At 34.8% G+C, this 17,272-nt stretch carries 12 protein-coding genes; 9 read left to right on the top strand and 3 right to left on the bottom strand.

Features of this window, described 5'->3' with window-relative positions; all coding sequences use genetic code 11:
• The first annotated feature begins 81 nt into the window (after window positions 1–81).
• The 3 genes from WH267_RS17850 to WH267_RS17840 are packed head-to-tail and all read left to right on the top strand — an operon-like array spanning window position 82 to window position 3,933.
• Window positions 82–993 (top strand): aldo/keto reductase, encoded by a 912-nt coding sequence (locus tag WH267_RS17850; RefSeq protein WP_340010048.1) that lies wholly within the window; start codon window positions 82–84, stop codon window positions 991–993.
• A gap of 20 nt (window positions 994–1,013) precedes the next feature.
• Window positions 1,014–2,591, top strand: coding sequence for an NAD-dependent epimerase/dehydratase family protein (locus WH267_RS17845; RefSeq protein ID WP_340010047.1), 1,578 nt, complete (start codon window positions 1,014–1,016; stop codon window positions 2,589–2,591).
• Entirely contained in the window at window positions 2,584–3,933 is a 1,350-nt protein-coding gene (locus tag WH267_RS17840) for a D-arabinono-1,4-lactone oxidase (RefSeq protein WP_340010046.1), read from the top strand. Before WH267_RS17845 ends, WH267_RS17840 begins: the two co-directional genes overlap by 8 nt.
• 172 nt (window positions 3,934–4,105) lie before the next feature.
• Here the strand turns inward: WH267_RS17840 and WH267_RS17835 are convergent, their stop codons facing one another.
• On the bottom strand, window positions 4,106–4,447 hold the full coding sequence (locus tag WH267_RS17835; protein WP_340010045.1) for a hypothetical protein: 342 nt from the start codon (window positions 4,445–4,447) through the stop codon (window positions 4,106–4,108).
• Window positions 4,448–5,226: 779 nt separating this feature from the next.
• Here WH267_RS17835 and gyrB point away from each other — a divergent pair.
• The 6 genes from gyrB to WH267_RS17805 all read left to right on the top strand — a co-directional run bounded on the left by gyrB (window position 5,227) and on the right by WH267_RS17805 (window position 13,808).
• Window positions 5,227–7,161, top strand: coding sequence for a DNA topoisomerase (ATP-hydrolyzing) subunit B (gene gyrB / locus WH267_RS17830; RefSeq protein WP_115971058.1), 1,935 nt, complete (start codon window positions 5,227–5,229; stop codon window positions 7,159–7,161).
• Between the two features lie 83 nt (window positions 7,162–7,244).
• Window positions 7,245–7,667, top strand: coding sequence for a DUF5684 domain-containing protein (locus WH267_RS17825; protein WP_115971059.1), 423 nt, complete (start codon window positions 7,245–7,247; stop codon window positions 7,665–7,667).
• 487 nt (window positions 7,668–8,154) lie between these two features.
• Entirely contained in the window at window positions 8,155–10,047 is a 1,893-nt protein-coding gene (locus tag WH267_RS17820; RefSeq protein ID WP_340010044.1) for a DUF3857 domain-containing transglutaminase family protein, read from the top strand.
• Between the two features lie 2 nt (window positions 10,048–10,049).
• Complete coding sequence (locus WH267_RS17815; protein WP_340010043.1) at window positions 10,050–11,981, top strand: transglutaminase-like domain-containing protein; 1,932 nt, start codon at window positions 10,050–10,052, stop codon at window positions 11,979–11,981.
• 103 nt (window positions 11,982–12,084) lie between these two features.
• Window positions 12,085–12,912: a DUF3298 and DUF4163 domain-containing protein gene (locus WH267_RS17810; protein ID WP_340010042.1), complete on the top strand. Its 828-nt coding sequence runs from the start codon at window positions 12,085–12,087 to the stop codon at window positions 12,910–12,912.
• A 44-nt stretch (window positions 12,913–12,956) separates the two neighbouring features.
• Window positions 12,957–13,808 (top strand): diacylglycerol/lipid kinase family protein, encoded by an 852-nt coding sequence (locus WH267_RS17805; protein WP_340010041.1) that lies wholly within the window; start codon window positions 12,957–12,959, stop codon window positions 13,806–13,808.
• Between the two features lie 119 nt (window positions 13,809–13,927).
• Here WH267_RS17805 and WH267_RS17800 read toward each other — a convergent pair whose 3' ends face one another.
• The gene (locus WH267_RS17800; RefSeq protein ID WP_115971064.1) at window positions 13,928–15,208 is read right to left on the bottom strand and encodes a dicarboxylate/amino acid:cation symporter; all 1,281 of its coding nucleotides are present in this window, start codon (window positions 15,206–15,208) and stop codon (window positions 13,928–13,930) included.
• Between the two features lie 186 nt (window positions 15,209–15,394).
• The gene (ggt, locus tag WH267_RS17795) at window positions 15,395–17,083 is read right to left on the bottom strand and encodes a gamma-glutamyltransferase (protein WP_340010040.1); all 1,689 of its coding nucleotides are present in this window, start codon (window positions 17,081–17,083) and stop codon (window positions 15,395–15,397) included.
• Window positions 17,084–17,272 lie beyond the last annotated feature (189 nt).

Genomic DNA, 17,272 nt, shown 5'->3' with positions numbered 1-17,272 from the left:
AAAAAATATTTTTTAAAAAAAATAACATAAAATGTTTATTTTTGAATTATAAACAAATCACAATTAAGAGATAAAATGCAATTGAATACCAACGAAATTTCTATTTTCCCCATTTCTCTTGGTGGAGCAGGTATTGGATCATGCAAAGAAAATATTTTTTTTAAAAGACCTGTATCTGATAAAAAGGCGGTTGAAACTGTATTATTTGCATTGGAGAACAATATTAACCTTATTGATACCTCTCCCTTTTATGGAGATAGTGAGAGGAAAATTGGTATCGCATTACAGGAATATGGAAATCGTTCATCAATTATTCTTTCAACAAAAGCAGGGACTCATCCAATATACAAAGGTTATTCAGGAGAAAACCTCCGTAGAAGTGTCGAAAATAGTTTAAAAGTATTAAAAACAGATTATCTGGATATTTTACATATACATGATCCTTCTGATGTTGAGTTTAAAAATATGATGGAAAATGGAGGGATGGAGGTCTTGCTGCGCTTAAAAGAAGAGAGGGTAATTCATAATATCGGTTTGGGTGTAAGAGACCATAATCTTCATAAACAATTCATTTTATCCGGTTATGCTGATGTAATTTTACCTTATCTTGATTATAACCTGTTATCAACGAAGGCAGATGATTTGTTGGAGGTAGCTAAAAAAAATAATATCACAGTATTACTAGGTTCTGCTTTGTGCATGGGATTGCTTTCAGGTATAAACCCAACTGAAATCACTATCCGGCATTATGCTATAGAAAAAGATGTTTCAATAGAAAAGGCTATGGAAATGTATTTATGGTGCTGTGAAAATGATGTCAATTTAATGGCTCTTAACTATCAATTTATTCTCAATAATCCTGCTGTGAGTACTATAGTGATTGGTGCTTCCTCTAAAGAAGAAGTAGAAAAAAGCATAAATGCCTATAAGGAAAACATAAGCTCATCTATCATTAAATCTTTTCTAAAGAAATTTAAACTTTCACAAAGTTAATATATCATTTAAATAAAAATATGAAAAACACCTCACTAAATTACAAAGATGAAAATATCTTTAAATCAGCTGGCGGGCTGATTCCTACAGAAGTCTATCGTAGTATTCTTGACAATGTTCCTTTAATCTGTGTAGATCTTGTGATTGTAAAAGACAATAAAGCATTCCTTACCAAGCGTAAAAACAAGCCATGTAAAGATGTTTATTGGATGCAGGGGGGAAGGATGTTGAAAAATGAAGGAATAGAACAATGCGGAATAAGAAAAGCTGCTTCAGAACTTAATATTCCGGAAGACAGAATAAAAATAACACAGTACCTCGGTACTTTTTCTACTGAATTCAATGATTCAGAGCAGGGAGCTTCTTCACATACTGTAAACGTTACTTTTCAGGCAGAAGTTGATCCTGCTGTTTCTTTAGGATTTGATAATGATCATTCGGATGGAAAATGGTTTGATGTCAATGGCTCTATTCCTGCTGAATTAGATGGAAAATATAAGCATCATCCGTATATTGCTGAGGTTTTGCAACTGATTGAACCTGATCGTGTTATTAAAACGGATAAAATAAAAGTATTAGTAACTGGAGCAAGTGGATTTATAGGCTCTCATTTAGGGAAAAGATTGATGCAGGAAGGATATTATGTGGTTGGTGCGGACTGGAAAAGTCCTGAATTTATGCAGCCAAACGAATTCTGCCATGAGTTCCTTAGAGTAGATTTACGAACAATGAAAAACTGTATGGATGCTTGTGAAGGGATCGATTGGGTGTTTAACCTTGCTGCTGACATGGGAGGAATGGGTTTTATTCAAAGTAATCATAGCCGTATTGGATATAATAATACAATGATCAGTCTGAATATGCTGGAAGCGGCAAGGCATCACAATGTGCAGCGTTATTTCTATTCTTCAAGTGCCTGTGTTTATCCTCTGCATGTACAAGATGATTCTGAAAATACAGTTGGACTAAAAGAAAAAGATGCATGGCCGGCTTATCCACAAGATATCTATGGTTTAGAAAAGTTATATGGCGAAGAAATGGCCTTAAAATATTCGGAAGAATTTCCTCAGTTACAAATCAGAATTGCAAGATTTCACGGAATCTATGGAGAACAAGGGACGTGGAAAGGCGGAAGGGAAAAAGTACCTGCTGCATTTTGTCGTAAAGCTGCTGCTGCAGAATCAGTTTTCGAAATATGGGGAGATGGGGAACAGAAGCGCTCCTTCTGTTACATTGATGATTGCGTAGAAGGAGTTATACGAATCATGAAATCTGATTATAACAAACCGCTTAATCTCGGTTCTGAGGAAATGATATCGATGAATGATTTTGCGAAGCTTGTTATGGAAAAAGCAAACAAGCACCTGCCCTTAAAGCATATCGAAGGTCCTGAAGGGGTTCGTGGAAGAAATTCTGACAATACTCTTATTGAAGAAGTACTTGGCTGGAAGCCTTCTATTCCTTTAGCGACAGGGATAGAAAAAACATACAGGTGGGTAAAAGAACAGGTTGAGGCTGAAAGACAAATTGGTGTTAATACTTCAGCGTACAGTGAATCAAAGGTAGTCATTACCGAAGCATCTGATATTAATGATTAAAAAAAATAATTACATTTGGAATAACTGGGCAGGAAATCAATCCTGCCTTTCTGAAAATTATTTTGAACCTGAGACGGAAGAACAGATTATTGAAATAGTCCGGTTTTCAGGAAAGAATAAAAAAAAGATCAAGGTTGTTGGTTCAGGACATTCTTTTTCTCCCATTGCGGTCAGTAATGAAATTTTAATTTCATTAAAAAATTATCGAAAATTGATATCAGTGGATAAAGATGCTGTTACCTGTCAGGGAGGAATGTATTTATATGATTTATATGATGTACTAATATCAAATAATTTATCGTTTCCTGATTTTGGAGTTATTAATAAGCAAACAGTAGCTGGAGCTCTTGCAGCCGGTACTCATGGCAGCAGTTTAATGCATAAAAGTCTTTCTGCGCAGATTGAGAAACTACGAATAATAACAGCGTCAGGAGATCCGGTAGAAATAACCAGAGAAACCAAATGGAAAATTGATGACGAAGAATTCAGTCTTTGGGAAGCGGCTTCTCTTTCGCTAGGATCTTTTGGTATTGTCACAGAGGTTACTTTAAAATGTGATCCTATTTTTTATCTGAAATCTGAAGAATCTGTTGTTGATTTTGATGAGTACCTGAAATGTATGGATGATTATGCCAGACGTTATGAATACTTTAAGGCGTGGTGGTTTCCGCATACGGATAAAGTATATTTATTTAAGGCGGAAAGAATTGAAGAAGAGCAGTATCATAAAAAAGAAGAATGGATAAAATACACGGAAGAACAAAGGAAACGTGATCTTCAAATTGATAAATTAACTTCTCCTTTATTTATAAAAAGTAATGATGATTCTTCTTTGATTCCAGAAATCAATTCTTTTTGTCTGGATTATTTTTTCACTCCACGTACAAGAATAGGGAACTGTTTCGAAATATTGGTGCATGATGAAACTGTACCTATGGTTGTTTCAGAATATGGATTGTCCATGTTAGATGATAATCATAAAAAGGCATTAAAGAAATTCAGGGATATTTTAGAACAGTCTCAGCATAAACTGCATTTTCCTGTAGATCTCAGGTATACCGGTGCAGAAAATTCATATCTCAGCCCTGCTTACAAGCAGGATACCTTTTATATTGGAATGTGTATAAGGGAATACGGTGAAGAAAAAATTCATCCATCAATGCAGTTGTTTTTTGATGTGATGAAAAAATATACAGCCTGTCCCAGCTGGGGAAAACTTTCAGATCTTTCAAAATCAACATGTGAGAAGGGTTTTCCGGGCTTTGAAAATTTTAAAAAATTGCGGAATATTATAGATTCTGACAGAATCTTCCTCAATGTATTTTTTGAAGGTATTTTTTGAAGCTGATGATGTCTGCAGAGGTATTTAAACAAGTGGATTAGTTCAGAAATAGAATTGTTTTAATGTAGGTGTACAGTAGAATTTCATAAAAAAGACCGTTTTCCCGAGTTGTGAGATGGTCTTTTTCAGTGGTGATTTTAAATTCTATTAAAATCTTTGTTGTTATTTTAAGTTAGATTGATAGTGATAAAAGCAAAAGGGATAGGTTGGCGTTACCCGTACCTATACCTATAACAACTGTTGAATAAGTGCTCACGGATGGGAAAAACAAGTTTTGTTCAATCCTTCCAAATACTCCTAATGGCATTTGTAATGTAGCGTAGTTGTTTTCGTTATTTCCTATCATGTCGTCTGCGTTGATTATAGTACAATCATCACAAAGCCCATAAACTTGAAAATTCTGGCTGTTTACATAAACCTGCTGTGCATACATTGTTGTACTAGTAATGAGCATCAATAATAAGATCGAAATTGCCTTTCTGAGGGCGTTAATTGTTAATGAATAAGTTTTCATAAATTAAAATTTTGGGTTAGTTTTTTTCTGAATCAAGATTTTGAATATAAATTCTGAGTAAGATTTTAATAAAATCAAAAAGAGATAATTAATATTAAAAACTCTGCTGTTGGTGTTGCAGTATGATTCTTAGTAAAGCTTTCTAATGGGAAGCTGACCTATGTAGAACCGTTTGCATGGAGTGCTTTTCGATGGCTTACGGTTATAATGTTTTTCGTGAGTGGATTTTGCTAACTTTACAATATTAAATATAATAATGAATTAATAAATATCAATTTTTTGTATTTTTTAAATAAATTATAAAATAATACAATTATGAGTGGCAGTATTTAATATTTATAACGCAAAAGATGATCTCTCAATAATAAAGAAGGCGGGCTTGAATTTGGAATCATACAAAAGGATCTTGAAAAAACATTTCCTATTTTTGGTTTTATTATAATTAAAAACGTTACAAATCAGTTAATTACGTTTGGTTTGTTTCAGTATTAACTGCAGTTAAAGAACGGAGAGCTGAAATACTGAAATAGAAGAAACTAAAATTTTTAACAAAGAATCAAAAGTCAAATGGAATTGAGAAACAGTTCCTTACGGCAAATAGTAAAACATTGATGTTTATTTTGAAAAAAGAATGCCAAGCTCACTTTTTCAATTATAAAATATAAGCAGATTTCGGTCTGTTTTCTTTATACTTTTTTGACACTTTTTAACTTTCATACCTCGAAAAAAATCACGATATTTGTAAGTCTTTGCATATAGCAGGATTTTTAATATTTAATATGAGTCAAAAACAATATACAGCTAGTAGTATTCAGGCATTGGAAGGAATGGAGCACGTACGTATGCGTCCTTCAATGTACATTGGTGATGTGGGATTAAGAGGTCTTCATCATTTGGTTTATGAAGTAGTAGATAACTCTATTGACGAAGCGTTGGCAGGATACTGCGACACGATCTTCGTTGCGATTAAAGAAGGAAACGGAATTGAAGTTAGCGATAACGGTAGAGGTATTCCGGTTGACTTTCACGAAAAAGAACAAAAATCTGCTCTTGAAGTTGTAATGACAAAAATTGGAGCCGGAGGTAAGTTTGATAAAGATTCTTACAAGGTTTCAGGAGGTCTTCACGGAGTTGGGGTATCGTGTGTAAATGCACTTTCCAATGAAATGATCACTACGGTTTACAGAGACGGAAATGTTTATCAGCAGATCTATTCCAAAGGAAAAGCACAAACAGGTGTTGAAGAAATTGGAAATAGTGACAAAAGAGGGACAAAGCAGTTTTTCCAGCCGGATGATACTATTTTTACAGAATTAGTTTACAATTATGATACTTTAGCAACCCGTTTAAGAGAGCTTTCTTACCTTAATAAAGGGATTACAATTACCCTTACAGATGAAAGAGAGAAATTAGAAGACGGTTCTTTCAAGTCGGAAATTTTCCATTCTGAAGGAGGATTAAAGGAATTTGTTGCCTATATCGATGGAAACCGTGAATCTATTATGGAGCATGTGATTTTCATGGAAGGAGAAAGAGATAATATTCCGGTAGAAGTAGCGATGCGTTACAATACTTCCTTCAATGAGAACTTACACTCGTATGTAAATAACATCAATACTCATGAAGGAGGTACTCACCTGGCTGGTTTCAGAAGAGCTTTAACGAGAACTTTAAAGAAATATGCAGACGAATTGGGACTTCCGGCAAAAGAAAAAGTAGAAATTACAGGAGATGACTTCCGTGAAGGATTAACCGCTGTAATCTCTGTAAAAGTAATGGAACCTCAGTTTGAAGGACAGACCAAAACGAAATTAGGAAATTCTGAAGTTTCTGGTGCTGTAGATAAAATTGTAGGGGAGATGCTTACTAACTTTTTGGAAGAGAACCCTAATGAAGCTAAAACTATTGTTCAAAAAGTAGTTCTCGCTGCAAAAGCAAGACAGGCAGCTAAAAAAGCGCGTGAAATGGTTCAGAGAAAATCTCCGATGGGAGGTTCTGGACTTCCAGGGAAATTATCTGACTGTTCATCAAAAGACCCGGCAGAATCTGAAATCTTCCTTGTGGAGGGAGATTCCGCAGGTGGAACAGCAAAACAGGGACGTGACAGACACTTCCAGGCTATTCTTCCATTAAGAGGTAAAATTTTGAACGTAGAAAAATCTATGCTTCATAAAGTATACGATAATGAAGAAATCAGAAATATCTATACTGCTCTTGGAGTTTCTGTAGGTACAGAAGAAGACAGCAAAGCATTGAATATGGTAAAGCTAAGATACCATAAGGTTGTTATTATGACCGATGCCGATATTGATGGATCTCACATTTCTACCCTGATTCTTACTTTCTTCTTCAGATATATGAAAGAACTTATTGAGAACGGATATATTTATATAGCTCAACCACCTTTATATCTATTGAAGAGAGGAAACAAAAAAGTGTATGCTTATAACGAGAAAGAACGTGAAGAATTTACATTAGAAATGTCTCCGGATGGTAAAGGTGTTGAAGTACAGCGTTACAAAGGTCTTGGAGAAATGAACCCTGAGCAGCTTTGGGAAACAACTCTTAATCCTGAACACAGAATTTTGAAACAGGTAACGATTGATAATGCTGTAGAAGCAGACAGTGTTTTCTCAATGTTGATGGGAGATGAAGTTCCGCCAAGGAGAGAATTTATCGAGAAAAATGCGAAATATGCAAAAATTGATGCATAAACGTTTTTAAAATATCATAAAAAAGCTTCTAATTATTTAGAAGCTTTTTCTATATTTGGGGTAACCCAAAAAAAAATAATAATATGTTAACTCTTTTACAAACGGACCCCTACAACGGGGCAGATGCGGTTTCAGGTGCAGCCGCTGCAGGATTAGGGATTGGATCAATGTTCATGAGTTTAATCGTATATCTGTTCTACGGATATTGTATGTTCAAGATCTTTAAAAAAGCAGGCAGAGAAGATGCCTGGGCTGCTTTTGTTCCAATTTACAATGCTGTTGTCATGTTGGATATTGTGAAAAAACCAATATGGTGGATCATCTTATTCTTAATTCCATTCGTAAATCTTTATGCTGCTTGGGTTGTCAATGACAGACTGGCTAAAGGTTTTGGAAAAGAAACACCCATCTACACAATCTTGCTGTTTTTCTTTGGATTTATTTTTATTCCTGTACTGGGACTTGGAAGTGATACTTACGACAGTAAAAGAATCCCGAATGATTAAAGAAACAAAAACAAGACTTCAGAAATGGAGTCTTTTTTATTGGAAAGCTGTTGTCTGTAGAATTAATTGTACTCTTTTGTATAAATAATTCTACATGTTTTGAATTATATGGAGTGTAATTTATTTTAAATTTGAAATCGCAGACAATATGAGATTTACCATTTCATATAAAAACATTTAATCTTAAATGATTGAAAAAGGAACATACACTCAATCCGTCATTTTTGTTTGTATATAGAAAACCTTTGATTATTTACAACCTTATTTAAGGTAGATTTAGGATAATACTTTTTAAGTATTAGTAGGGGCTCCATTGTATGGAGCTTTTTTTATTTCATTAATTTGGGAATTTATATTTTTTGTAAGTTGTTTTAAATCAGATTATTATAATTTAATTTAATTAAAATCTGTTTTTATTGAGTTATTTTTTTAAGTTTTCTTTAACAGTTATTAAGAATTTGTTATTTTTGCCCCAATATTAATAAACATGATGAAAATAGTATTTCTTGGGGCGTTATCAGCTGCTTCAATGTATTTTGCTCAAACCTATCCAGCTTCTTCAATTCCTGAAAATTTAAAGAAAAATGCCAATGTTGTCATCAGAAAAGATGTTACAACAGTTCAGATCAATAAAATTGATGAAATAAAGTACCAGTATAACACAGTAACTACGGTTTTAAATAAAGACGGTAATGAAAAAGCAGTGGCTTATATTCCTTATGACAAATCAAGAAGCATTTCTGATATAAAAGTTACCATATATGATGAATCCGGGAAAAAAATAAAAAGCTATTCCAAATCGGATTTTAGTGACTTTGCCAATAATACACAAGGCGTATTTTATTCTGATAACAGAGTTATGGTATTTACATATACTCCTGTTCAGTATCCCTATACAATTGATTTTTCTTACCAGTCTGAAAATAAGAATACTGTTTTTATTCCTGATTTTGTACCATTTTATTCTACCAATACTTCTTTGGAAGACGCGCAGATGAAGATTATCAATACCTCAGGAATTGATCTTCGAACCAAGATGTATCCGTCAAAGTATAATTATGCTTCAGTAATTGAAAACAGTAATGGGAATGAAAAAACATATTCTTACAAAAATGTTCCGGCAATAGATGATGCTTTGCTTATTCCGGAACCTGTTAAAATTTTACCTCATATAAGTTTTGCACTTGCAAAATTCAATCTGGCAGGAAAACAGGGAACTTTGAACAACTGGGCAGATTTTGGAACCTGGTATTATAACAATCTTGTTGAGCCGGTAGCGGTATCTACTCCGGCGATTAAGTCTGAAGTGGCAGCTTTACAGCTTCAGGGGTCTATAGAGGAAAAAGTAAAGAAGATCTACCAGTATATGCAAACTAAAACCAGATACATATATGTAGGACTGGGAATTGGAGGTTGGCTGCCAATGATGCCTGATGAAGTGCATAAAAAAGGATATGGAGACTGTAAAGGTCTTACCAATTATATGAAAACACTGTTGAATGAAGCCGGAATTCCCTCTTATTACTGCGTCATCAATTCAGGTCCTTCACAAGTGTCTTTTGATCCGGACTTTCCTAAGATGGGTGGAAATCATGCCATTTTAATGGTTCCCACAGAAAATGGAAATATATGGCTTGAAAATACCTCACAGCAAACGGCATTTAATCATTTGGGTTACAGTACCACAGACCGAAATGTACTTTCCGTAAAGAAAAATGGGATAGAATTGATTAATACTCCGGTATATTCTGCAGATCAGAATAAGGAAAAGCAAAATCTGAAAATAAAAATAGCCGAGGACAACAGTATTACAGGGGAAGGAAGCTTTTTCTATACAGGAAATCAGTATGATAATAATCTTGGATTTGTAAATCTTACTCCCAAAGATAAAAATGATGCACTGAAAAAAAGATTTGATGTTTTAAACTTTGAAAAAGTTGAAATGAAAAACTTTACGAATGACAAAGATAAAGCCGTTATCACCTATGATATAGATTTTAAAACCAATAATTATTGTAAAAATGCCGGGAACAGCCTTATTTTCAGATCGGTCCCGATATTCTCAGATAACATTTACAAAACAGATGAGAATCGTGAGCTGCCTTTTGAAATCAGACAGTCTTTTGCAGATGAGTATGAAATCAGTTTTGTGATTCCCAAAGGTTATAAAACAGATGAAACCCCAAATGATACCAGTATTAATTCAGAATTTGGCCAATATAAGCTGAGTTTTGTTAAAAACGGGGAAGAAATAAAAGTGGTAAGGAAAATCCAGATCAATAAAGGAGCATATCCAAAAGAAAAATACAATGACTATGTAGGATTCAGAAAAAAAATAATCAATATGGATAACTCAAAAATTTTAATCACAAAAATATAAATATGAAAAAAATAATAGTGCTGATCGTATGTTCAGCGAATATAATGCTGATCAAAGCTCAGAAACATGAGTTTTTGAACCCGCCAAAGTTTTCCGATACAGATCTTTCTAAGCTCAAATCAGTATTGGATGAAAATGCGCCGGCGGAAATTTTATACAAATCAGCTCATTTTATACTGGATAATTCCACCGGAAATCTGCATAAAAAATATTTTTACAGGGTTAAAGTTTATGACAAGGACAAAGCAGAAGATTGGCTGAATCTGGAAGTCCCCCTTTATCAGTCAGGTACAGATAAGGAGACATTGGGGAAGTTCAAAGCTTTTACCTATAATCTTGAAAACGGAGCTACAGTTCCTGTAAAAGTTGAGAAAAGTTCACAATATAAAAGCAAAGAAAGTAAACATATCAATATCACTAAATTTGCATTTCCCAATGTGAAAAATGGTTCCGTATTAGAATACCAGTATGAGATCATATCACCGTTTGCATATATCATTCCTGAATTTCTGATTGAAACGGATACGCCGTCTCTTTATACGGAATATGTGCTTGATGCTCCTATCAATGTTGCTTATAGTATCAATTATACAGGAGCTTTGGCACCTAAACATAGAACTATTGAGGATCAGACTATTTTTGGTGCTCAGTATAAAACCTATAGATTTGGATATGAAAATTTAAAAGGTTTCAAAACCGAAAAATTTGTAAGAAACGACAGGAATTACAGAACCAAAATAAGTGCAGAGCTTCATTCTACCAATTTTAAAGAGCTTAAGCAATACTCCTCCTCCTGGGATCAGATCAGTAAAAGACTGTATGAAAATGAAGATTTTGGTGATGAACTGAAGATGACAAAGTTGGCAAAAGACAATATGCCTGCAGGAGTGCTGGAGATGAAAACCAGTCTTGAAAAAGCCAATGCCATATTTTCCTATGTACAAAAAACATTCACCTGGAATAAAGAAAGAGGAATTTATACAGATAATGGTATCAAAAAGCTGCTGGAAACAAAAGTAGGAAACGCGGCGGAAATTAACCTGTATTTGGTTATGCTTCTTCGTGAGGCAGGGCTGAAGGCAGAGCCAATGGTGATTTCTACAGTAGATAACGGATTGATTAATCTGGTTTCACCTAATATCTCTAACATGAATTTTGTCCTTGCATCAGTGGGTATGGCTGAAGGGTATCATCTTTATGACGCTACTTCCAAACAGTCTTTAATAGATGAACTTCCTTTGCGAGACTGGAATCAGTATGGAGTTGTAATGACTAAGACTAAAGCGATACAGCTACAGATGGAAAACAGAAAGAAAAGCGACACTTTCCTGACTGTTGATGCAAAGCTTAATGATGACGGTAGTATTTCCGGTTCTTATTCAGATAAAGATACAGGCGCTATTGCGATGTATGTAAAAGATAATTATGATGAAAATCCTGAAAAATATAAAAAACAGTATAAAGAGAACTTCTCAGTAGATTTTACAGGGATTGATTCAAAAGTACTGGATAACGGAGATTTTGAAAGCACAATGAAGTTTTCATCCTCCAATCTGATAGACAGGATAGGGAAGAAGCTGATCATCAATTCCATGTTGTTTTTAAATAAAGCTTCCAATGAATTTGATCAGACTGAAGAAAGAAAATATTCAATTGACTTTGGTGCGCCTACCATGAAAGTCAAAAAAGTAATCCTTGAAATTCCTGAAGGGTATACGATTGAAGAAATGCCGAAAAATAAAAAGATCGTGACAGATGATAAAGAGATAGAATACAGTTATGCCATCGAACAAAAAGGGAATAAGCTAGAAATAACTTCCACTACGAAAATCGCCAGTGCAGATTATCCTAAAGAATATTATCCCGCATTCAAACAAATCTGGGGGGTAGCTTCCAAGCAGGAAAATCAGGTTATCAGCTTAGTGAAGAAGTGATTATGATTGCTGTTTGGCAGGTATTTCATTAATTTGAATAAATTTTTTTAAAAACCATTCATCTTTTGAATGGTTTTTGTATTAAATACCAAAAATTAAAATTATGAAAAATACGCTTGCCGTTCTTGTACTTTCTTCATTCTTTGTTTTTACTGCCTGTAAGAAAAATGAAACGGTAGAGACATCTACGGAGAAAAATGAAAATAAAAAAGCAGAAGAATTTGTAATAGATTCAGTAATAGTAAAAGATTCCACTAAAGTTACAGATTCACTAAAACTTACTTATACTTCCAAGTTGCTGGTATTTCCCGGTATAAAAGATAAAAGCCTCTTAGACAGTATCTATTTCCAGAATAATAAAATAAAAGACTTTTCCAAGGCCGGACTTCAGGCTTACCTGGAGAATGAAAAAAATAATTATTTCAGTTCTGTAAAAAATGATAATAAAGATTGGGCTTCAGATATTGCATATGCTCAGGACTGGTATTCCAGCTCTCACATGAATCTTATATCCAATACCAATGGGTATTTACATATTCAGTATACAGGAAGCGGATATGAAGGAGGCGCACATGATAATTATGGATTTTCAGAAAGAATCTTTGATCTTAAAAACAATAAAAAATTAGAATTAAAAGATATTACTTCCACTCCAAAAGCTAAACTTGAAGCCATGCTGATGAAAAATATCGATAACATCAACAGCGGAACAATGGATGGAGACGGAAGTGTAAAAAATTCTGAAATGTTGTTAGTAGAAAAAATTCCGGCTTCAAACAACTTCTATTTTGATGACAAAAATCTGTATTTTCACTACAGTCCGTACGAAATTGCGGCATTTGCAGCAGGAGATATCACAATTCCTATTTCATGGGAAGAGCTGAAAGGCACCTTAAATGCAGAATTTAAAGAAAGAATGAAAATTAAATAACTTAATGCTTCCGGGTTCAGGAAGCATTTTCTATTTTTGCGGTAATGGAAAAAGTAGCTTTTATCATCAATCCTTTTTCGGCCAAAAAGAATTATCAGCCGTTTTTGAATGAACTTAAAAATAAGGTTGGTAATCCTTTGTATTATGTCTCCGAATCTATTCCGGGAACAGACGAATTTATCAAAACACATTTTGATAACGTTGATATTTTTGTAGCTATCGGAGGTGATGGAACTATTTCCACCGTAGCCAAGAATCTGATATCTACAGATAAAATACTGGCAATCTTCCCGGCAGGCTCAGGAAATGGATTTTCTAATGAAACCCGTTTCAGTAAGAATCTGGATGAGCTTTTAGAGAAAATAAAGGCCAAGCAATCCAGAAAGATTGATACATTTACCGTTAATGACAGACTTTCCATTAATGTTTCGGGAACAGGTTTTGACGGGAAAGTGGTAAAAGAGTTTGAAAAGACCAGCCGCGGTTTCAAAAACTATATCAAAGTCTCATTGAAGACCTTCTTCAACTATCGACCGATTAAGGTTATCTTTTTTGATGAAGAATATAAGCAATACAACGGGAGGTACCTGATGCTGAATATTGCCAATACCCGTCAGTTTGGGAATAATGCCTATATCGCACCCAACGCAAGCAAAAGTGATGGGTTGGTAGATATGGTTTTGGTTAAAAAATTCCCTTTGACCTATTCTGCATTATTTGCATTCAGAATGTTCACCAAGAGGTTAAAGGATGATGAATATGTAACTTATCTTCCTGTTTCAGAGATTTCATTTAAAGTAAATACTAAAAACTGGCATCTTGATGGTGAATTTAATAAGATAGAATCACCGGTTCACGTGAAAGTACAACCGGCAAGCCTGAATATTCTGGTTTAAGTTCAAACAAAGTCTAAAATTGTAGGTGGATTATTTACCTTAGATGTTGGTTAAGTCTGTTGTTTCATTCATTATTTGTTTGTAAAGCAACACCTATTATTAGTATTTACAGGTAAAAATTACTCTTCCAGCTGTTTTTCAATTTTAGAAGGATGATCCAAACAATAGTGTAACTGATCTTTATCTAATTGTTTTTCCCAATTAGCCACAACAACAGTTGCTACAGAGTTACCGATAACATTCGTTAAGGCACGGCATTCACTCATAAATTTATCAATCCCTAGAATCAAAGTCATTCCGGCGATTGGAATTTCCGGAACTACGGCTAAAGTTGCTGCCAATGTTACAAACCCCGCTCCGGTAACACCTGCCGCACCTTTTGAACTTAACATGGCGACTAAAAGAAGCATCAGTTGTTTTTCTATTGGAAGATGAATATTGAGAGCCTGCGCAATAAATAAAGATGCAAGAGTCATATAAATATTCGTTCCATCGAGATTGAAAGAATAGCCTGTAGGAACTACAAGACCTACTATCGTTCGTGAGCAGCCTGCCTTTTCCATTTTCTCCATGATTCCCGGAAGGGCAGACTCTGAAGAACTCGTTCCCAAAACCAAAAGTAGTTCTTCTTTGAGATAAAATAGCAGTTTAAAGATATTAAACCCATTGTACCAGGCTACTGCTCCTAACACCAAAATAACAAAAAGGAAAGAAGTAATATAGAAGGTAGCTACCAGAAATATAAGATTTAACACAGAATGAAGTCCGTATTTTCCTATGGTAAATGCCATTGCTCCAAAAGCGCCTATTGGGGCAAGCTTCATCAGAATATGAACGATTTTGAATATCGGGGCAGACAGATTCTGAAGAAAATCAGTTACTTTCTGGCTTTTTTCCTTTGTTAAAACCAATGCAACCCCCATTAAAATAGCCACAAGAAGGACCTGAAGAATATTATCACCTACCAAAGGGCTGAAAAGAGTTTCAGGAATAATATTCATAATAAATCCGGTAAGCGTAGATTCGTGAGCTTTCTCCTGATATTCTGAAACATTTCCGGTAAGCGTTGCCGGGTCAATATTTAAACCATGGCCAGGCTGTAAAAGATTTCCAACCACCAGCCCGATAATAAGAGCCAGGGTAGAGAAAGTGAAGAAATAAATCATTGCTTTTACAGCAATTCTCCCTACCTTTTTGAGATCAGTCATATGGGCAATTCCCAGCGTAAGAGTAATGAAGATTACCGGAGCGATGATCATTTTTACCAATTTGATAAAGCCATCTCCTAAAGGCTTCATTTTTTCTCCTGATTCAGGATAAAAGTGTCCCAGGAGAATACCAATACTAATGGCTATAATAACCTGAAAATAAAGCTGATTGTATATCTTTTTTGCTTTCAATGAACAGTCGTTTTATTTTTAAGGGTGAAAATTAATAAATTTCATCATGAAAACTGATAAAAGTCATAAAAATTAATCTGTAGCTTTAGATGTTGGCTGATATAAAAAAAGCTTCGGCTTCATTCCATATCGATAATCTTATCTTTAGAATGAAGCCGAAGCTATATTGAAGCATGAAAAGAATAATTATTCCACTGCTACAGAATCATCTCCGCGGCCGTCTGCAACAGCATGAATATTGCCGTTCTCATCCATAACAATCATTTCAGTTTTCCCGATCTGTTTGATCTTTTCAATAGTGTAATTTTTCTTTTGCAGCTCAGCAATAGTACTTTCCGGGAAGTTGTTTTCTACTTTTATGGTTTCCGGAAGCCACTGATGATGAAACTTAGGCGCGTTTACCGAAATATTCGCGTTTAGTTTAAAATCAACAACATTTACAATAGACTGATATACTGAAGTAGGAATAGTAGTTCCTCCAGGAGTTCCCACTACCATATAGGGTTTTCCGTTCTTAAGCAGAATTGTAGGGGTCATAGAAGAAAGCATTCTTTTATTTGGCTGAATGGCGTTGGCTTCTCCGCCTACTGCTCCAAACATATTCGGGACTCCCGGTTTAATCGAGAAGTCGTCCATTTCATTATTTAAAAAGAAACCGGCTCCAGAGACTAAAACTTTACTTCCATAATATCCATTCAGGGTAGTTGTTACAGAAGCGGCATTTCCTTCCTTATCAAGAACCGAAATGTGAGTCGTTTGGGTGGATTCTTTAGGCTGTTCTATGATTTTTCCTACTTCTGCACTTGGAGTAGCCTTATTAAAGCTAAAGCTTTTCCATCTGCCTTTTAAATAGTCATCGGAGATCAGATAAGAGGTTTTATCCTGAATGAAATCCGGATCACCCATGTATTCAGCCCTGTCAGCAAAAGCTCTTCTTTCCGCTTCAGTCATGATTTGAACAGCCTGCGTAGAGTTTTGCTGGTATTTTTCAAGGTTTTCAAAACTTGCCATTCTCAACATCTGGGCAAGAAGCAGGCCTCCGCTGGAAGGTAAGGGCATTGAAACCACATTATTTCCTTTATATTCAAATTCCAGAGCTTTTCTTTCTGCAACTTTATAGTTTTTAAGGTCTTCTAAAGTAATGATTCCGTTCCCTCTCTTCATTTCTGCAATAAGGAGGTCTGCTGTTTTACCTTCATAGAATCCCTTGGCTCCCAGTTTCTGGATTAGTTTTAATGTTTCAGCAAGATCTTTCTGTATTAAAAGATCTCCTGCTTTCCATGGAGCATCCTTTACAAAAATAATAGCTGATTTATTATGTTTCTTAAAATGTTCTCTATTATTGTTAAGCATATCAGCTTCCTGTTCTGTAATGGCAAATCCCTGTTCTGCCAGATCAATAGCGGGCTGAATGATCTTTTCCATCGGAAGTTTACAGTATTTCATTGTAGCAAAGAATCCTGCGACACTTCCCGGAATACCTACCGCCAGGCGTCCGTTTTGAGACAGGTCAGTGTTGGCTTTTCCGTTTTTATCCAGATACATATCCCTGGATGCTTTTTTAGGAGCTGTTTCTCTGTAATCCAGAGTGAATTTTTCACCATTATTTTTTACTCCCACTAGAAATCCGCCACCACCAATGTTTCCGGCCTGCGGATAGACTACTGCCAGTGCGTATTGAGTAGCTGTAATGGCATCGTAGGCATTTCCACCCATTTTAAGGATTTTAGCTCCAGCTTCACTGGCTAATGGATGTGCAGATACTACCACACCTTTATTCTTAACCTTTACTTCTTTTACAATATTGATATCTGTAAACTGAGCCCAGCTAAGCTGGCTGGCTAATATGATCGACGCAATTAAGATCTTCTTCATATGATTGTTTTCTTTATAGCAAAATTACCGATTTTTATGTAAATCATTGGTGGTGATTATCCTAATGAATATTTTTTTTGTTTTTTTTCTTCTGTTTAAAATAGTAAGATATATTCATGACGAGTTTTGCTGTACACTTATAAATGCAGTAAAGTGTATTTTTTTTTAAATTTCAAATTATTTGTATTA

It is taken from the genome of Chryseobacterium sp. MYb328 (assembly GCF_037572595.1).
GTDB lineage: Bacteria > Bacteroidota > Bacteroidia > Flavobacteriales > Weeksellaceae > Chryseobacterium > Chryseobacterium pennae.
The sequence above is the reverse complement of the archived record's forward strand: the minus strand, read 5'-3'. Positions and strand labels throughout refer to the sequence as shown.